Raw genomic sequence first — 17,827 nt, forward strand, 5'->3', positions numbered from 1 at the left:
CCTTCCGTATCGAAGAAATGTATACCCCTGTGCATTTACCCCCGGGGGTATCGGTACCACCATAACAGGGGTACCCCCGGGGGTATTCCGAACGGTGTGGAAGGGGAAGGCGATGACAATCGGAAGGTGCTAGGCGGGCGGGAGTTCGCCCGAGCCGCGGGGGATCAGGCGGGTGGGGAGGACGCGCTGCTGCGGCGGCTCGTCGTTGCCGTCCAGCCGACGGAAGAGGAGGGCGGCCGCGGTGCGGCCGAGGCGGGCCGCGTCCTGCGCGACGACGGTGATGCCGGGGTCGATCAGGTCGGCCAGTTCGAAGTCGTCGAAGCCGACCAGGGCGACCGGGCGCGAGCGGCCCGCCAGGACGCGTACGACGGTGACGGTGACGCGGTTGTTGCCCGAGAACAGCGCGGTGACCGGCGCGGGCCCGGCGAGCATCGCCTCGGCCGCCGACCGCACCCGCTCCGGAGCCGTCGACCCCAGCGCCACCCACGACTCGTCCACCGGCAGACCCGCCTCGTCCATCGCCGCCCGATAGCCGCGCAGCCGCTCTATGGCCGTGTGGATGCGCGGCTGGTCGCCGATGAAGCCGATGCGGCGGTGGCCGTGCGCGATGAGGTGGGCCACCGCGTCCCGCGCGCCGCCGAAGCTGTCGGAGAGTACGACGTCCGCTTCGATCTCCCCGGCCGGCCGGTCCACGAAGACCGTGGCCACGCCGGCCGCTATCTCCGGCTCCAGGTAGCGGTGGTCCGTACCGGCCGGGATGATCACCAGGCCGTCCACCCGGCGGGCGCACAGCGCGAGCACCAGCTCCTGCTCGCGGGCGGGGTCCTCGGCGCTGGAGCCGTTGATCAGCAGGGCGCCGTGATCGCGCGCGACCTCCTCGACGGCGCGGTTCAGCGGCCCGTAGAAGGGGTCCGCGAGATCTTCCAGTACCAGCCCGATGCTGGCCGTGCGGCCCTTGCGCAGCACCCGCGCCGAGTCGTTGCGGCGGAAGCCGAGCGCGGTGATCGCCTCCTGCACGCGCCGCTCGGTGTCGGGCGTCACGCCCGGCTCGCCGTTGACCACCCGGGAGACCGTTTTGAGGCCGACGCCGGCGCGCGCCGCGACGTCCTTCATCGTGGGCCGGGTGCCGTAGCGGGTGGTGCTGCGGGCGGTGTCGGTCACGGTGCGGCGGTCCTGTTCCCTGGGGTGGCGGCTGCCCGTGCTCATGTGGCTGGGCATATCTGGGCGTGGCGTCGAGCATAACGTCTGGACAACGTTGTCAATTCTGGCGAGACTGGCGTTCCGCACGCCGGGGCGTCCGCCCCGGGCCGCCCGCCGACCAGGAGATTCCACGCCGATGCAGACCGACCTCAACGCAGCCCTGGACATCGGCGGTACGAAGATCGCCGGGGCGCTGGTCGACGACCAAGGCCGGATGCTCGTACGGGCCACCCGCCCCACCCCCGCCCAGGAGGACGGCGCCGCCGTGATGCGCGCGGTGCACACGGTGCTCGACGAGCTGACCGCGGCGCCCGAGTGGTCCCGTACGTCTGTCGTCGGGATCGGCAGCGCCGGGCCGGTCGACGCGCAGACCGGCACCGTGAGCCCGGTCAACATCCCCGGCTGGCGGGACTTCCCGCTGGTCGCCGGGGTCCGCGAGCGGACCGGCGAACTCCCCGTCGTACTGGTCGGCGACGGCGTGGCGATGACCGCGGCCGAACACTGGCAGGGCGCCGCCCGCGGCCACCGCAACGCGCTGTGCATGGTGGTCTCCACCGGCGTCGGCGGCGGCCTCGTCCTGAACGGCCGCCCGCACCCGGGCCCCACCGGCAACGCGGGCCACATCGGCCACATCAGCGTCGACCTCGACGGTGACCCCTGCCCCTGCGGCGGGCGCGGCTGCGTCGAACGCATCGCCAGCGGCCCGAACATCGCCCGCCGCGCCCTCGCGGAGGGCTGGCGGCCGGGCCCGGACGGCGACGCGACCGCCGTCGGGGTGGCCGCGGCAGCCCGCGCCGGGGACGCCGTGGCCATCCGCTCGTTCGACCGCGCGGCACAGGCCCTGGCGGCCGGCATCGCGGCCACCGCCACCCTGGTCGAGATCGAGATCGTGGTGATCGGCGGCGGAGTGGCCGGTGCCGGCGAGCTCCTCTTCGCGCCGCTCCGCCGCGCCCTTCAGGAGTACGCCACGCTCTCCTTCGTCCGCGGCATCAAGGTCGTACCGGCCCAGATGGGCACGGACGCGGGCGTGGTGGGCGCGGCGGCGGCCGCACAGCAGTACCGGGCGGGCGCGCTGGCGGCCACGTCGGGCTGAACGGAGGGCCGGACGGCCCGAAATCCCCCTCTCTGCCCTCTAGTCTGGTCCCCGCCACCACGCACACGGGCGACGAGGGGAACGCACAAGGTGTCGACGGGGGAGTACGGCGAGGACTACGAAGGCGGCCACGGAGCGAGCACCCCGGGTGGTGCCGAGCTGACCGGCCGGCTGCTGGGCGGCCGGTACCGCGTCACCGGCCCGCTGGGCCGCGGCGGGATGGGCGTGGTCTGCCGCGCGGTCGACGAGGTGCTGGGCCGGGAGGTCGCCGTCAAGGTGCTGCGCGCTTTCACCGACGCCTCCACCGCCGAACTGGCCGACCTGCGCACACGGATGCAGCGCGAGGCGCGCGCCGCCGCCCGCATCCGCCACGCCGGCGTCGTCACCGTCCACGACGTGATCGACGAGGACGGCCGGCCCGTCATCATCATGGAGCTGATCGAGGGCTCCTCCCTGGACGACCTCATGAGGCAGCGCGGAACGCTGGACCCGAGGGAGGCCGCCGGCATCGGCGCGCAGGTGATGGACGCGCTGGACGCCGCACATCAGGCCGGCGTGCTGCACCGGGACATCAAGCCCGGCAACATCCTGCTCGACCGCGCAGGCCGCGTAGTGATCACCGACTTCGGCATCGCCAGCATCCAGGCCCCGGACGACGGCACCCGCACCCACCTCACCCGCAGTGGTCAACTGGTCGGCTCGCTGGACTACTTGCCGCCCGAGCGGGCCCAGGACCTGGCGCCCGGACCGGCCTCGGACATCTGGTCGCTCGGCATGACGCTGTACGCGGTGGTGGAGGGCGCGGCGCCCTTCCGCCGTACGTCGGTGTGGTCGACGCTCACCGCGATCGTCTCCGAGCCGCTGCCGGAGCCCCGGCGGGCCGGCGCCCTGGCGCCCGTACTCCACGCCCTGATGACCAAGGACCCGGCCGCTCGCCCGTCGGCTGCGGAGGCCCGCGACATGCTGCAGGCGGTGGCCGAGGGACACGCCCCGCTGGCCGGCGACCCGCCCCGCACCCCGACCGAGCGCGACGTACGGGCCGCCGGAGCCACCCCGCCACCCGGCTTCGGCCCGGCCCCCGCCGCCCCGGAAACCGGCCGCCGTCGCCGCCGAGTACCGCTGCTCGCCGCCGCGGTGGCCGCGGTACTGCTGACCGCAGGCGTAGCCACGTACGCCCTGCTCACCCCGAACGAGCGGCCCACCGCCACCCCCGGCCCCCACGACCAGGGCAAGGATCGCTCGAAAAATCCCAGCGCCGCCCCGTCCGCCTCCTCCACCGCCACGGCCACCACCACCGCGTCCGCCCCCGCCCCGTGCGCGTCCGCCACCGGAGGCAGGTACCACTGCGAGGTCTGGCGCCCCGCCGACACCTACACGAAGGACTTCGACCGGGCGGGCACGCTGAACGCCGGTACCAGCTACTTCTACTGCCAGGCCGACCTCGGCCGCCGCGAGACCTACGGCCGGTGGACCAACGTCTGGTGGGCCAGGACCGACGACGACAACGGCAACACCGGCGTTTACGTCAGCGTCGTCTACCTCAAGGGCGGCGACAACGACGAGCCGGTACCGGGCCTCCCCACCTGTTGACAGCGGCGCGGGCCGACCCTGCGGGAGCGCCCGTACGTGGCGCGTTTCCGTGGCAGGGTGTTGCGGGCAACTCACAGGGGTCTAGGGATGAGGGGGAACCGTGATCGTCTGGCTGAACGGCGCGTTCGGTGCGGGCAAGTCCACCGCGGCACAGGAACTCTTGGACCTGCTCCCCGGGAGCACGCTCTTCGATCCCGAAGTGGTCGGCCGCGGACTGAAGGAGATGCTTCCGGCCAAGCGGCTGGACGATGTCGACGACTACCAGGACCTGCCGTCCTGGCGCAGACTCGTCGTCGACGCGGCCGCCGCGCTGCTCACGGAGGTACCGGGTCCGCTGATCACGCCGATGACGCTGCTGCGGCAGGAGTACCGGGACGAGATCTTCGGCGGGCTGGCGGCACGCCGTATCCCCGTGCGACATGTGCTGCTGCATGCGGAGGAAACGATCCTCCGGGAGCGGATCGCGCTCCGGGACGAGCCCGTACGGGAGGAGTCCCCGCAGGAGGGTTCGGTACGGGAAGAGCCGGTACGCGAGCGGAGTCTGGCGCAGCTGGAGCCCTATCAGCAGGCGCTGGACTGGATCCGCGGCGACGCGCACGTCATCGACACCTCGGGCCTCGGGCCGCGGCAGACGGCCGAGCGCATCGCCGAGGCCGTACGGACCGGCGACGGCGCCTGCGACATCGTCCAGACGCCCGAACCGACCGCCGAGACCCTGGCCGCCGGCGTACTGCTCTTCGATGAGGAGGACCGGGTACTGCTGGTGGACCCGACGTACAAACCCGGCTGGGAATTTCCCGGTGGGGTCGTGGAACCGGGCGAGCCGCCGGCCCGGGCCGGCGTACGGGAAGTGGCCGAGGAACTGGACATCCGGCTTCCCACGATGCCGCGCCTGCTGGTGCTCGACTGGGAGGCACCGGTGCCGCCCGGATTCGGCGGGCTGCGGCTGCTGTTCGACGGCGGGCGGCTGCCCGACGAGCAGATACGGGACCTGCTGCTGCCGGGCTCGGAGCTGCGCGACTGGCGGTTCGTCACCGAGGACGAGGCCGAGTCGATGCTGCCGCCCGTGCGCTGGAACCGCCTGCGGTGGGCCCTGCGCGCCCGCGCACAGGGACGCCCGCTCTATCTGGAGGCGGGCGTTCCTGTGGGGTGACGCCCGGGAGGGGAGGCGGGCCGGTCAGGCCCGCGCCCCCACGCCCGTACACGCTTACGCCCCCGCCTTGCTCCCCGCGTACCGCTGCAGGAACAGCGCCTCGGCCAGCGACAGTCGCTCCAGCTCCTCCGGTGACACGCTCTCGTTGACCGCGTGGATCTGTGCCTCCGGCTCGCTCAGCCCGATGAGCAGGATCTCGGCCTCCGGGTACAGCGCGCCGAGCGTGTTGCACAGCGGGATGGAGCCGCCCATGCCGGCGGACTGCATCTCCGTACCGTCGTACGCCTCGCGCAGCGCCGCCACCATCGACTCGTACGCCGGGCTGCCGAGGTCGGCGCTGAACGGCTGGCCCTGGCCGATCTGCTCGACCGTGACGCGGGCGCCCCAGGGAGCGGCCGCCTCCAGGTGCGCGGTGAGCAGCTTGGTGGCCTCGGCCGCGTCCTGGCCCGGCGGCACCCGCAGGCTCACCTGCGCCCGCGCGCTCGCCTGCACCGACGGGGTGGCGCCGACGACCGGCGGGCAGTCGATGCCGATGACGGTGACGGCCGGGCGGGCCCAGATGCGGTCGGCGACGCTGCCGGAGCCGATCAGCTCCACGCCGTCGAGCACCTTGGCGTCGTTGCGGAACTCCTCCTCGTCGTACTGGAGGCCCTCCCACGTACCGTCCGCCGCCAGCCCCTCGACCGTCGTCGAACCGTCCTCCGCGCGCAGCGAGTCCAGGATGCGGATCAGCGCGGCGAGCGCGTCGGGCGCGGCGCCGCCGAACTGTCCCGAGTGCAGATTGCCCGCCAGCGTGTCCACCTGGACGCGCAGCATCGTCATGCCGCGCAGCGAGGCGGTGACCGTGGGCAGGCCGACGCGGAAGTTGCCGGTGTCACCGATGACGATGGCGTCGGCGGCGAGCAGGTCGGGGTGCGCCTCGGCGTACCGCTCCAGGCCGCCCGTGCCCTGCTCCTCCGAGCCCTCGACGATCACCTTGACGTTGACCGGTACGCCGCCGTGCTCCTTGAGCGCGCGCAGCGCCGTCAAGTGCATGATCAGGCCGCCCTTGCAGTCGGCGGTGCCGCGGCCGTACCAGCGGCCGTCGCGCTCGGTCAGCTCGAAGGGCGGGCTCAGCCAGGCGCTCTCGTCCAGCGGCGGCTGCACGTCGTAGTGCGCGTACAGCAGGACGGTGGGGGCACCGGCCGGGCCGGGCAGGAAGCCGTAGACGGACTCGGTGCCGTCCGGTGTCTCCAGTACGGCGACGTCCTCGAAGCCCTCGGCCCGCAGCGCACCCGTTATCCACCGGGCCGCGGCCTCGCACTCGCTCTTCGGGAACTGCGCGGGGTCGGCGACCGACTTGAAGGCCACCAGCTCGGACAGTTCGGCCCGGGCGCGGGACTGCAGCGCGGCGACGGTGGTGGCGAGCGGGCTGTCAGGCATGGGAACGCTCCTTTTGGGCGCGACGTTGTCCTGTCGGGGCGGTGTACCCGTCCGGTGAGCATGCGTACGTGTGCGTACGTGACGCGTCCTGCGTAGGGGGATGGTGCCTCCGATCTTCCCACAGGCACCTCCGCGATCAGCGAGCCGTAGGATGCGGGCGGTACGCGCACGGCACGGGCGGTACGCGCAATGGTGCGGGCGGTACGGCAGCCAGGGATCCATGCCAGGGATTCGTACCAGGGATCGATCGGGAGTAGCAGCACAGGTGAGCAGCGACAGCGCAGCCCAGGACGGCCGGAACGTGTGGGACGTGGTGGTGGTCGGCGCGGGGCCTGCGGGCGCCTCGGCGGCCTACGCCGCGGCCTGTACGGGACGCCGCGTACTCATCCTGGAGAAGGCCGAACTTCCCCGGTACAAGACCTGCGGCGGGGGCATCATCGGCCCCTCGCGCGACGCGCTGCCGCCCGGCTTCGAGCTGCCGCTGCGGGACCGCGTGCACGCCGTGACGTTTTCCCTGAACGGCAAGCTGACGCGAACGCGCCGCTCCCGGCAGATGCTCTTCGGCCTCATCAACCGCCCCGAGTTCGACGCCCAGCTCGTCGAGGCCGCACAGAAGGCGGGCGCCGAGCTGCGTACGGGCGTCACGGTCAGCCGCGTCGAGCAGCACGGCAGCGCCGTCCCCGACCGCCGTACGGTTGCTGTAGTACTGAGCGGCGGCGAGACGGTGCTCGCGCGTGCCGTGGTCGGCGCGGACGGCAGCGCGAGCCGGATAGGCGCGCACGTCGGGGTCAAGCTCGACCAGGTGGACCTCGGCTTGGAGGCGGAGATCCCGGTGCCGCCGACGGTCGCCGAGGACTGGGCCGGGCGGGTGCTCATCGACTGGGGGCCGATCCCGGGCAGTTACGGGTGGGTCTTCCCCAAGGGGGACACACTGACCGTCGGCGTGATCTCCGCACGCGGCGAAGGCGCGGCCACCAAGCGGTATCTGGAGGACTTCATCGCGCGGCTGGGGCTCGCGGGCTTCGAGCCGTCGATCTCGTCCGGGCACCTGACGCGCTGCCGCGCCGAGGACTCGCCGCTGTCGCGGGGGCGCGTGATGGTCTGCGGTGACGCGGCCGGGCTGCTGGAGCCGTGGACGCGCGAGGGCATCTCCTTCGCCCTGCGGTCGGGGCGGCTCGCGGGGGAGTGGGCGGTACGGGTGGCCGAGGCGCACGACGCGGTGGACGCGCGCCGCCAGGCGCTCAACTACGCCTTCGCGATCAAGGCGGGGCTCGGCGTCGAGATGGGCGTGGGCCGCCGGATGCTCGCGGTCTTCTCCCGCCGCCCGGGCCTGCTGCACGCCACGATCACGGGCTTCCGCCCGGCCTGGAACGCCTTCACAAAGATCACCCGCGGCACCACCACCCTGGCCGAGCTGGTACGGACGCACCCGCTGGCCCATCGGGCGCTTTCGGCGTTGGATCGCTGAGTCGGTGTTGGATCGCTGAGTCTCGCAGGGTGGGGGGCTGGTGGTCGGGGCGAGAGGGGATCACTCGGTCGGGGTGATGCGGAAGATCGGGTGGTGCGGGGCGGCGGCGAGCAGCGTGGCGTCGTCCGACCGGGCGGTGACCTCACCGAAGTACTGCTTCACCTCCCAGCCCCAGCGCTCCAGATACGCCCGCAGAATCGCGGGCGTCTCGACGGGCGGCAGCTCCACGGCGGTGAACGCGCGGGTCCTGCGCCCCACCCGCAACTGCCCACCACCGGCCGCGCGCAGATTACGGACCCACTCGCCGTTGCCGCGCGCCGAGACGAGGTACTGAGCGCCTTCGAAGGCCAGCGGATTCACCGGCACCCGCCGCCACTCACCGCTCTTCCGTCCACGAACGGCGAGATCCGCACTCCCGGCCAGACTGATCCCCCGCCGGGCCAGCCAGCCGACGAGGGCGTTGAGGCGGGCGCCGAGAGGGCTGGGCTTGAGGTAGCGCGTTGCCTGCTCGTTCATGAGTGAGCCTTTGTTCGGGAGGGGCAGCATGGGTCGTACGAAGGGGCGACAACTCGCCGCCGAGAGCGGTGCTCTCATTCATGAGCAGTGTGCACGGGAGCGGTGCACACTGGCAAGAGCAGTGCTCTCGATTTAGCGCGCCGCTCTCATCCGTGGTCGGTGTTCGCGACATGGCACACTGCTCCGCATGACTGCGATCAAGGGAGCCAGGGAGCGGGCCCGCGGTGAGATCACCGCTGCGATCAAGGACGAGGCCCGCAAGCAGCTCGCCGCCGAAGGCGCCGCGAAGCTCTCGCTGCGCGCCGTGGCCCGGGAGCTCGGCATGGTCTCCTCGGCCCTCTACCGCTACTTCCCGAGCCGCGACGACCTCCTGACGGCCCTGATCCTCGATGCGTACAACGCCCTGGGACAGGCCGCCGAAACCGCGCTCGCCGCGGCGGGCGCGGCGGATACGGCGGATGCGCGGCCCGGCCGACGGGGCAGTGCGGACGCGGCGGCTCCGGCTGCCCGGTGGACCGCCGTGTGCCGCGCCGTACGGGAGTGGGCGCTGGCCCACCCGCACGAGTACGCGCTGATCTACGGCTCACCCGTACCCGGCTATCACGCCCCCAGGGCCACCGCCGAGCCCGCCGGCCGGGTGGCGCGGGCGCTCATCGACGTCGTACGGGACGCCTACACGGCAGGCGCACTGCACGAGCCCGACGATCCGCTGCCGGACGCCGTGGTCGGGGACATGCTGACGCTGGTCGCGGAGCAGGGCGTGGAGCTGCCCGCCGGGGTCGTGGCCCGGCTGGTCGGCGCCTGGGCGCAGCTGTTCGGACTGGTGGGGTTTGAGCTCTTCGGGCAGTTCAACCGGGTCATCGAGGCGCGGGAGGAGTTCTTCGAGCAGGCGGTACTGCAACTCGCCCGGTCGGTCGGACTGCCCATGCCTGCCCGCTGACCCGCCGGGCCTCCTCCTCTCCATGCTCGCCACAGACCCGTACACCTGACAGCCCCGTACACCTCGCAGACCCGTACTCCTCACAGCCCCGTACTCCCCACGGAGTACCGGCCGGCACCGCGCTCGGCGGACGCCCTGGGCGCATGGGGCGGGCTAGCGTGGCGGCATGGACAAGGGACGGCCGTCGTGGGGGCGGTGGTGGGGGCGGCACTGCCCCGGGTGGCTCGGGCCCGCGCGCAACGCCACCGCGCGGGGCGTCCCCTGGCGTTCGACCTTGCTGATCGCCGCGTTCGTGCAGGTCGGTACGCGTTTTGCCGCGCACGGGCAGCCGGACCGGGCGGCCCTGGACGGCCTTGCGGAGTTTCTGCTGCTCGCGGGCTCCCTCCTCCTGCTCGTACGTCATCGTCTTCCGCGCGTCGTCGCGTTCGGTACCGCGGTCGCCGCGCTGCTCTACCTCGGTGGTGGGTATCCGTACGGCCCGGTCTTCCTGTTCATGGCGGTCGGGTGCTTCGCCGCTGTCGTGGCGGGGCGGCGCGTCGCGGCCTGGAGCGCGGTGGGGCTGCTGTGGGCCGGGCATCTGCTCGTCGCGCACTGGCTGTACCGATGGCTGCCGCCGGCCGCCGACGGCGCCGCGCCGTGGGGGCAGGAGCTGATCGTCGCCGCCTGGGTGGTGGCGATCATCGCCGCGTCCGAGCTGGGCCGCGTACGCCGCGAACAGCTCGCGCACGCCCGCGCCGAGCGCGCGGCGGCGGAGCGGCGCCGGGCCGACGAGGAGCGGCTGCGGATCGCGCGGGAGCTGCACGACGTCCTCGCGCACAGCCTCTCCGTCATCAACGTCCAGGCCGGCGTCGGGCTCGCCCTGCTCGACGACGACCCCGAGCAGGCGCGTACGGCCCTGACGACGATCAAGGGAGCCAGCAAGGAGGCGCTCGGCGAGGTCCGGCAGGTGCTCGACACGCTGCGCGCGCAGGGGCGGGCGCCCAGGTCGCCGGCGCCCGGACTGGCCCGGCTGCCCGAGCTGACCGAGCAGGCGAAGAGCGCGGGGCTGGACGTGGCCGTGTCGGTCGAGGGCCGGGTGTCCGGGCTGCCGCCGGGCGCGGACCTCGCGGCCTTCCGTATCGTCCAGGAGGCGCTGACGAACATCGTCCGGCACTCCGGGGCCCGCGCCGCACGCGTGCACCTGGCGCGGTCGGCGGACGCCCTGCGTCTTCGCGTGGACGACGACGGGCCGGCCACGGGAGAGGGACCGCCCGGTGGCGGAAACGGCCTGGTCGGCATGCGCGAACGCGCCGCCGCGCTCGGCGGCGAGGTCCAGGCGGGCCCGCGCGCGGACGGCGGCTTCACCGTGCGCGCCACGATCCCGCTGCGGGGGAGCAGCGGCCCCGGCGGGCAGGACGGCGGGACGGCGGCCCGTGCGACGGGCGACGACGACGAGGAGAGCGCGTGATCCGGGTACTGCTCGCTGACGATCAGGTGCTGGTGCGGGCCGGCTTCCGGGCGCTGCTGGACGCCCAGCCGGACATCGAGGTGGTCGGCGAGGCCGCCGACGGTGAGGAGGCGCTGACGGCCGTACGGGATCAGCAGCCCGATGTCGTCCTGATGGACATCCGGATGCCGGTCGTGGACGGGCTGGCCGCCACCCGGCGGATCACCGGGGACGAGCGGCTGGCCGGAGTGAAGGTGGTCATGCTCACCACTTTCGAGCTGGATGAGTACGTGTTCGAGGCGATCCGCTCGGGCGCCTCCGGGTTCCTCGTGAAGGACACCGAGCCGGACGAACTGCTGCGTGCCGTACGCGCTGTGGTGGCCGGTGATGCGCTGCTGTCCCCGGGAGTGACCCGGCGGCTGATCGCCGAATTCGCCGCCCGTTCGAAGGAACCGGCCGCGGCGGAGGGGCTTGCCCAACTGACCGAGCGGGAGCGGGAGGTGATGGCGCTGGTCGGCATCGGGCTGTCCAACGAGGAGATCGCGCGCCGGCTCGTCGTCAGCCCGCTGACGGCCAAGACGCACGTCAGCCGCACGATGGTGAAGCTCGGGGCCCGGGACCGGGCCCAACTGGTCGTGCTGGCCTACGAGTCGGGGCTCGTGCGCCCCGGCTGGCTGGGCTGACGCCACCGCCACAGGACGCGCACCACCCGGTAAGCGAAGGCCGCGCCGCCGATCAGCGCGGCTCCCATGAGCCAGGAGCCGCGCCAGGAGGCGGGCAGCACGTCCCAGAGGGCGGGCGCCGCGCAGATCAAGAAGGCGAGGGCGCCCGCGAGCGCACCGGTCACCACGGCGAATGCGATCTCGACGGTGACGGCGTCCCGTTGGGCCTGCGAGCGGGGCGGAGACACCGTACGAGTCTGTCATGCGCACGGGATTGCCGCTGCCCTCCGGCCGCTCATAGGCTGAGCGCTTCCGGCCGGTCACCGGCCGGAACCAGCGCATGCACGGCAGTGGCGCACGCCTCGTGCCGCAGCTACTCGCGCCGGAAGAGCCGGAAGAACTGGTGCCGGAAGAAGGCGAGCGGTCATGAGGCAGTGGGACGTTGCGGTGCGGTCGGGTGCGCGGCTCGGCGAGGGGCCGACCTGGGACGCCGCGCACGCGCGGCTGATCTGGGTGGACATCCTCACCTGTCGGGTACACACCTACGACCCCGCCACTGGGCGCCGCACCGTCATGGTCACCGAACAGCACGTGGGCGCCGCGAAGCCGCGCGCACGGGGCGGCCTGGTCGTCAACCTCCGGGACGGCGTGGGCCTTTACGACGCGGCCGGGGCGTTCTCCTGGCTGGCCTACGAGGCCGTGCCGGGGCGGCGCGGCAACGACGCGGCCGTGGCGCCCGACGGCGCGCTGTGGGCCGGCACCATGCCCTACGACGAGACGCCGGGCGGCGGCACGCTGTCCCGCGTCGCCCCGGACGGCAGCATCGTGCGGGTGCTCTCGGACGTCACGGTCAGCAACGGCATCGGCTGGAGCCCGGACGGCCGGCTGATGTACTACATCGACACCCCGACCCGGCGGATCGACGTCTTCGACGTGGGTGCCGGAGACGGGGGCGCCCCGGGGCAGTTCGCGCACGGCCGGCGTCCCCACGTGGAGATCGAGCAGGGCGCCGGCTTCCCGGACGGGCTGTGCGTCGACGCGGAGGGCTGCGTCTGGGTGGCGCTGTGGGACGGCGGGCAGGTGCGCCGCTACACGCCCGACGGCGCCCTGGACCGCACGGTCGACCTGCCCGTCCGACGCCCGACCGCCTGCGCCTTCGGTGGCCCCGACCTCACCGACCTCTACATCACCACGGCTCAGGAGGACACGCCGCGGCATCCGCTGGAGGGCTCCGTACTCGTCGTCCCGGGCGCGGGCAAGGGGCTCGACCAGCCGGCCTTCGCGGGCTGAGGACCGCGGCCGTCCGCGACCCGCACGGGACCCACGGGCCGGCCGCCGGCAGCCCACGGCCGCGATCAGATCGCGAACAGCTCCTGCCAGAGCCGGGGGAAGGAACCGTCGTCGCCGAGCGTCACCGTCACCGCGGCCGAACTCTGCCACGGCAGGCGGTTCCACAACATCGCGTAGAGGTCCGCCGCGGGGCCTTCGAGCACACAGTCCGGCGCGGAGCCGGTCGCCGGGCCCGCCGCGCCGTCCTCGTCCCCGGTCGCGGTCTCCCGCTCCGTACGAGGCGGCGCGTCCGAAAGCCGCACCCGCCAGGCGGCGTTGCCCGTGCCGGCGGCGCCGGGCGCGTCCGTGGTGCGTATATACAACTCCTTGTCGGGAGTCGTGCGCGCGCGGCCGCGGTCCGTGCCGAGGAAGCCCGTCAGCAGCTCGTCGATGCCGTCCGCGGCGAACGCGGGATCGATGGCGGAGAAGCCGGCACCGAGCGCCGCCTCGGCGTCGATGCGGTGTATCGCCGTCTCATGGGCCTGTCGGCGGGCCCAGAACGCCAGCGGAGAAGGAGCAGGCAGGAAGGTCCAGCAGGCCAGGTCGGCCGGGGCCGCCGCCAGCGCCGCGACCAGGGCGGCATGGCCCTCGCGCATCCATTCCACGAGCGCCGTGCCGTCCAGGTCGGGCGCCTCGGGCGGCCGCACGCGCCCGTCCGTCCCGTCCGTGACATATCCCGTCGCCCAGCGGTGGACGCGGCCGATGTGCAGGAGCAGGTCGCGGACCTGCCAGTCGGGGCAGGACGGAACCGAGGCGTCGGGGCCGGCCTTGTCCGCGGCGTCCGCCAGCAACAGGCCGTCCCTGCGGAGCATTTCGACGAATTCAGTGATCTCCATACCACCGAGTGTCCCAGCCGCCACTGACAACGGCCTTGGGCGCGGCCGGCCGGCTGCGCAGACTGCGGTGGACCAGACCCAGCAGCAGCGCGTTGACCAGCGCGGCGAGGCCGATGGTGGCCATCGAGTACCAGGCGGGCGCGCCGGCGTCGCTCCACATCGCGTCCCCCGCGAACCACAGCGGGAAAAGGGTCGGGGAGGTGAGCAGCGCGGCCCAGACGCCGGACATCGAGGCGTCCGGATGGTCGACGAAGAGCGAGTCGACGACGGCGAAGACCACCGCCGCGGCGACCAGGGTCAGGTAGATGCAGGAGACCGGATTGCCGAACGTCAGCCGCGCCGCGTCGCGCAGCCAGGGAGCCGGGTGCGCCCGCTGCCGGGGCGTCTCGGGGTCGCGGTGCCGGAGTATCGCCTTCATGTGTCCCCCCAGGGGCCGGTCCATGTGCAGATGCAGAGGTACGTGTCCAGTCGTACGTGCTCCGGGCGGGACGGACATCCGTGTTCGTACTCACATACGGGGGTCCGTACTCAAGTATCGAGCCGGAACCGTGGGCTGTCAGTGCGTGATTCCGGCCGCGTGGGCCGTGCCCCCTTCCGGGCGTGCGGGCGGGTGGCCGTACACGGTGCGGGCGCGGGGGTAGCGTCTCGGTGTGCGGCGCGCGACCGGCGGATTTCCGGGAGGCGGCGGGCCGTGTTTTGTTCATAATGGATACAAAGTCAGAATGGACGGCGTGACCCACACACGGACGACCAGGCTGGAGCGGGGCCGTGGCGCGCTCGGGCCCGCGCTGGAGCTCGTACACACCGGGCGCGCGCCGACGCGTGCCGTACTGACCTCCGAACTCGGCGTGACGCGCGCGACGGCCGGCGCGGTGGCCGCCGAGCTCGAAGCGCTCGGCCTCATCACCGTCGACGCGCACCCGACGGCCGCCGCGGGCACCCAGGGGCGCCCCTCGCACCGGCTGTTCATCGCCGACCAGGGACCCGTCGTGCTGGCCGTGCAGATCCATGCCGACGGCTACCGGGTCGCCCTGGTGGGCCTCGGTGGCCGGATCGTGGCCACCACGTCCGGATGCGGCACGATCCCCGCCGACCCGGCGCACGTCCTGGCCGAGGCCGTGCGCGCCGGTTCCGGGTTGCTGCGCGACTCCGGACGGCAGTGCCTGGGTGCCGGACTCGCCGTGCCCTCCGCGGTCGCCGAGCCGGACGGTGAGGCGCTCAACCCGCTGCACCTCGCCTGGCCCGCCGGCGCCCCCGTACGGGCGCTGTTCCTCCAGGCGCTGGCCGACGCCAAGGTGCCGGGCGTCACCGAACACGTCGGCTTCAGCGGCAACGACGTCAACCTCACGGCTCTCGCCGAGCACCGCCACGGCGCCGGGCGCGGCGCCCGCGACCTGCTGTGCGTGGCCTCCGGCCACCGCGGCGTCGGTGGCGCGCTGGTGCTGGACGGCCGCCTGCACAGCGGCAGTTCGGGCCTGGCCCTGGAGGTCGGGCACCTCACCGTCAACCCGGAGGGCGCCCCCTGCCACTGCGGCAGCCGCGGCTGTCTCGACGTCGAGGCGGACCCGCTCGCCTTCCTCGGCGCCGCGGGCCGCACACCGGGCCCCGAGGGCTCGCTGCTCAAGCAGGCGACGGATCTGTTGCGCGAGGAGTACGCGGACGCCTCCGTACGGGCCGCCGGAGAGCTGCTGATCGACCGGCTCGGCCTCGGCATCGCGGGACTGGTCAACATCCTGAACCCCGACCGCATCATCCTCGGAGGGCTGCACCGGGCGCTTCTGGAGGCCGACCCGGAGCGACTGCGGGCCGTCGTCGCGGACCGCAGCCTCTGGGGGCGCAGCGGCGGCGTCCCCATACTGCCCTGCACTCTGGACCACAACGCCCTGGTGGGCGCGGCCGAGCTGGCCTGGCAGCCGGTGCTGGACGACCCGTTGATCGTCCTCGAGGGCGAGCGCGCCGGCTGACGCGTCCGAGGGGCGCCGCGGCTCAGGCCCGCCACTCCGTGGCGAAGGCGCGCGCCGGATTGACCGTCAGCATGCGCTCCACCGCCTCCTTCTCCAGAGTGAGTTCGAGGCGGCGGCGCAGCCCCAGTACGACGTACGGCATTCCGGGCCCGCCGTCGACCGAACGGGCCCCGGCCGTGGTCGTGTCGCCGCCCAGCAGGACGCGGTCGCCGTACCCCGCGTCGACCAGCGCGGCCAGCGCCTCCGGGAGCCGCCAGTCCGTCGCGTGGTGCGCCCGCGAGGGGCCGTCGAAGGCCAGGTAGGCGCCGGCCTCGGCGGCCGTGCGGTGGACGGCCGTGTCGGGGGAGCGGTTGAGGTGGCCGAGTATCACGTGCTGCGGCGGTACTCCCGCCCCGTCGCACAGCAGGTCGAGCACATCGAGTGCCCCGGTGCCCAGCTCCAGATGGACGCCGATGGCGGCCCCCGTGGCGTGGTGTGCCTCGGCCGCGGCGGACAGCGTGTGCCGGGCGTGCGCGTCCAGGCCGTGGAAGCCGCCCGCCACCTTGACGAGGCCGGCCCGTGGGCCGCCGGGCCCGCCGATGCCCTCCGTCAGCTCGGCGACGAACAGCCCCGCCAGGTCCTTGCGGACGCGTGCGAGCGTCTCCGGTGCGTAGTGCGCCGCCTGATGCAGCCCGGTGGCCGCCACGATCCGTACGCCCGACTCCCGGGAGAGGTACGCCAGTTCGGATGCGCGGCGTCCCATCCCGTAGGGCGTCCACTGCGCCACTGTGCCGCCGCCCGCCTCCTGGAAGGCGCGCAGCTCGGCGGCCGCGGCACCGGTGTCCGCCAGTTCCTGGCCGGGCAGCTGGGGCGTGGTGAGAAAGAGGTGGTCGTGCGCGTCGAACCGGCCGCGCAGTGCCTGAGGGGGCAGGTCGCCCAGCACAGTACGGAGGGCAGGCGCGGGGACGGCCCCGGTGGGGCGGTGAGGTGTGACCATGAAGGCACTTTACATACCAGTAGTTACAGTCTCGCGCCGTCGCCCCCATTGGCGGGCGTACTCCCCAAGAGGTAGGCCCGGTGCCGCTGTCCGTACGACGACGGCCGGCGTCCGGCGGATCAGGCTCGAAGTGAACGCCGAAACAGCGTGACCTTCGAGGAGCTGATCATCATGGACGTCCTGGCAACACCTTGGTCCGGCGGCGGTCCCGGGCCGTGGATCCTGTTCTTCCCGCTGCTGTGGGCGGTCGCCGTCATTGGTGTGGTCACCTTGCTGCGGCGCACCGTATGGCGCGGGCGGGGCCTCTGGCAGCGGCCCGGCGCGGCCGCTCCTACCGGTGCCGACCCGTCGCCCCTCTCCGTACTCGGCCACCGGTTCGCCTCCGGTGAGATCGACGAGGACGAGTACTGGCGGCGGCTCTCCGTCCTGGAGGAGCAGTTCGGGACGCACCGCAAGGGCAAGGGAGGCGCGGCGTGAGTGTCCCCGCTGCCCGGGTCGTGGACGCCGTGAAGGTCTACGGGGCGGGCGATGCCGAGGTGCGCGCGCTGGACGGGGTGAGCGTCGACTTCCCCGCCGGCCGCTTCACCGCGATCATGGGCCCCTCCGGGTCCGGGAAGTCGACGCTCATGCACTGCGCGGCCGGCCTGGACACGCTCACCTCGGGTTCGGCGGCCATCGCAGGCACCGAACTGACCGGGCTGGACGACCGGCGGCTGACGCTGCTGCGCCGGGAGCGCGTCGGCTTCGTCTTCCAGGCGTTCAACCTGCTGCCGACGCTCACCGTGGCGGAGAACATCACCCTGCCGCGGGACCTGGCGGGCGCGGCGGGCGACGCCGAATGGACCGACGCGCTCATCGATGTCGTGGGGCTGCGCGACCGGCTGCACCACAGGCCCAGCGAGCTGTCCGGAGGACAGCAGCAGCGGGTCGCGGTCGCCCGGGCGTTCGCGGGCCGGCCGGAGGTCGTCTTCGCGGACGAGCCCACCGGCAACCTCGACTCGCGCTCCGGTGCCGAAGTGCTGGAGCTGCTGGGCCGGGCGGTGCGCACGATGGGCCGTACGGTCGTCATGGTCACCCACGACCCGGTCGCCGCCGCGCACGCCGACGACGTGATCTTCCTCGCCGACGGGCGGCTGGTGGACCGGATGGCCGGGCCGACCGCCGACGGAGTACTCGACCGCATCAAGGAGCTGGACCGCAAGGCGGCGAGCACCCGGAGCGCGCAGGAAGGGGTGGCGACGTGACCGCGTAC

Annotated in this window: 18 protein-coding genes; 11 read left to right on the top strand and 7 right to left on the bottom strand. The window is 73.4% G+C overall.

Translation table 11 applies throughout. The annotated features are described in order from the left end of the window. Positions 1-129 precede the first annotated feature (129 nt). On the bottom strand, positions 130-1,161 hold the full coding sequence (locus AB0I82_RS21445) for a LacI family DNA-binding transcriptional regulator (protein WP_363259085.1): 1,032 nt from the start codon (positions 1,159-1,161) through the stop codon (positions 130-132). A gap of 175 nt (positions 1,162-1,336) precedes the next feature. Here AB0I82_RS21445 and AB0I82_RS21450 point away from each other — a divergent pair, with 175 nt between their 5' ends. From AB0I82_RS21450 to AB0I82_RS21460, 3 genes are all read left to right on the top strand, one after another. Then, entirely contained in the window at positions 1,337-2,293 is a 957-nt protein-coding gene (locus tag AB0I82_RS21450; protein ID WP_363258903.1) for an ROK family protein, read from the top strand. A gap of 159 nt (positions 2,294-2,452) precedes the next feature. Then, on the top strand, positions 2,453-3,883 hold the full coding sequence (locus AB0I82_RS21455) for a serine/threonine-protein kinase (protein ID WP_363259086.1): 1,431 nt from the start codon (positions 2,453-2,455) through the stop codon (positions 3,881-3,883). A 100-nt stretch (positions 3,884-3,983) separates the two neighbouring features. Further along, the gene (locus tag AB0I82_RS21460; RefSeq protein WP_363258904.1) at positions 3,984-5,036 is read left to right on the top strand and encodes an NUDIX domain-containing protein; all 1,053 of its coding nucleotides are present in this window, start codon (positions 3,984-3,986) and stop codon (positions 5,034-5,036) included. 54 nt (positions 5,037-5,090) lie between these two features. Here AB0I82_RS21460 and AB0I82_RS21465 read toward each other — a convergent pair whose 3' ends face one another. Beyond that, positions 5,091-6,458 carry a dipeptidase gene (locus AB0I82_RS21465; protein WP_363258905.1) on the bottom strand — a complete coding sequence of 456 codons (1,368 nt, stop codon included), beginning with the start codon at positions 6,456-6,458 and terminating at the stop codon, positions 5,091-5,093. A 220-nt stretch (positions 6,459-6,678) separates the two neighbouring features. On the opposite strand from AB0I82_RS21465, the gene AB0I82_RS21470 reads away from it, so the two are divergent. Further along, positions 6,679-7,926, top strand: a complete 1,248-nt coding sequence (locus tag AB0I82_RS21470; RefSeq protein WP_363258906.1) for a geranylgeranyl reductase family protein — start codon at positions 6,679-6,681, stop codon at positions 7,924-7,926. 60 nt (positions 7,927-7,986) lie between these two features. Here AB0I82_RS21470 and AB0I82_RS21475 read toward each other — a convergent pair whose 3' ends face one another. Then, a complete protein-coding gene (locus AB0I82_RS21475; protein WP_363258907.1) occupies positions 7,987-8,442 on the bottom strand; it encodes a nitroreductase family deazaflavin-dependent oxidoreductase in 456 nt (151 codons plus the stop codon). A gap of 187 nt (positions 8,443-8,629) precedes the next feature. Between AB0I82_RS21475 and AB0I82_RS21480 the strand changes: the two genes are divergently transcribed. The 3 genes from AB0I82_RS21480 to AB0I82_RS21490 all read left to right on the top strand — a co-directional run bounded on the left by AB0I82_RS21480 (position 8,630) and on the right by AB0I82_RS21490 (position 11,491). Next, positions 8,630-9,382, top strand: a complete 753-nt coding sequence (locus AB0I82_RS21480) for a TetR/AcrR family transcriptional regulator (protein WP_363258908.1) — start codon at positions 8,630-8,632, stop codon at positions 9,380-9,382. Between the two features lie 166 nt (positions 9,383-9,548). Continuing rightward, positions 9,549-10,829, top strand: a complete 1,281-nt coding sequence (locus AB0I82_RS21485) for a sensor histidine kinase (RefSeq protein ID WP_363258909.1) — start codon at positions 9,549-9,551, stop codon at positions 10,827-10,829. After that, positions 10,826-11,491 carry a response regulator transcription factor gene (locus tag AB0I82_RS21490; RefSeq protein WP_363258910.1) on the top strand — a complete coding sequence of 222 codons (666 nt, stop codon included), beginning with the start codon at positions 10,826-10,828 and terminating at the stop codon, positions 11,489-11,491. Before AB0I82_RS21485 ends, AB0I82_RS21490 begins: the two co-directional genes overlap by 4 nt. Here the strand turns inward: AB0I82_RS21490 and AB0I82_RS21495 are convergent. Continuing rightward, entirely contained in the window at positions 11,452-11,718 is a 267-nt protein-coding gene (locus AB0I82_RS21495; RefSeq protein WP_363258911.1) for a DUF6332 family protein, read from the bottom strand. The two genes, AB0I82_RS21490 and AB0I82_RS21495, sit on opposite strands and share 40 nt — an antisense overlap. Positions 11,719-11,896: 178 nt before the next feature. On the opposite strand from AB0I82_RS21495, the gene AB0I82_RS21500 reads away from it, so the two are divergent. Next, positions 11,897-12,760 carry an SMP-30/gluconolactonase/LRE family protein gene (locus AB0I82_RS21500; protein WP_363258912.1) on the top strand — a complete coding sequence of 288 codons (864 nt, stop codon included), beginning with the start codon at positions 11,897-11,899 and terminating at the stop codon, positions 12,758-12,760. 65 nt (positions 12,761-12,825) lie between these two features. Here the strand turns inward: AB0I82_RS21500 and AB0I82_RS21505 are convergent, their stop codons facing one another. Next, positions 12,826-13,635: a maleylpyruvate isomerase family mycothiol-dependent enzyme gene (locus AB0I82_RS21505; protein ID WP_363258913.1), complete on the bottom strand. Its 810-nt coding sequence runs from the start codon at positions 13,633-13,635 to the stop codon at positions 12,826-12,828. Further along, the gene (locus tag AB0I82_RS21510) at positions 13,622-14,053 is read right to left on the bottom strand and encodes a hypothetical protein (protein ID WP_363258914.1); all 432 of its coding nucleotides are present in this window, start codon (positions 14,051-14,053) and stop codon (positions 13,622-13,624) included. The genes AB0I82_RS21505 and AB0I82_RS21510 overlap by 14 nt, the downstream gene beginning before the upstream one ends. Positions 14,054-14,366: 313 nt before the next feature. On the opposite strand from AB0I82_RS21510, the gene AB0I82_RS21515 reads away from it, so the two are divergent. Then, on the top strand, positions 14,367-15,599 hold the full coding sequence (locus AB0I82_RS21515) for an ROK family protein (RefSeq protein ID WP_363258915.1): 1,233 nt from the start codon (positions 14,367-14,369) through the stop codon (positions 15,597-15,599). A 22-nt stretch (positions 15,600-15,621) separates the two neighbouring features. Here the strand turns inward: AB0I82_RS21515 and AB0I82_RS21520 are convergent, their stop codons facing one another. Continuing rightward, positions 15,622-16,575, bottom strand: a complete 954-nt coding sequence (locus tag AB0I82_RS21520) for a phosphotriesterase (protein WP_363258916.1) — start codon at positions 16,573-16,575, stop codon at positions 15,622-15,624. 171 nt (positions 16,576-16,746) lie between these two features. Between AB0I82_RS21520 and AB0I82_RS21525 the strand changes: the two genes are divergently transcribed. Then, entirely contained in the window at positions 16,747-17,052 is a 306-nt protein-coding gene (locus AB0I82_RS21525) for an SHOCT domain-containing protein (RefSeq protein ID WP_363259087.1), read from the top strand. Then, positions 17,049-17,819, top strand: coding sequence for an ABC transporter ATP-binding protein (locus tag AB0I82_RS21530; protein WP_363258917.1), 771 nt, complete (start codon positions 17,049-17,051; stop codon positions 17,817-17,819). The genes AB0I82_RS21525 and AB0I82_RS21530 overlap by 4 nt, the downstream gene beginning before the upstream one ends. The last annotated feature ends 8 nt before the right edge of the window (positions 17,820-17,827 follow it).

It is taken from the genome of Streptomyces sp. NPDC050315 (assembly GCF_040655775.1).
Taxonomy (GTDB): domain Bacteria; phylum Actinomycetota; class Actinomycetes; order Streptomycetales; family Streptomycetaceae; genus Streptomyces.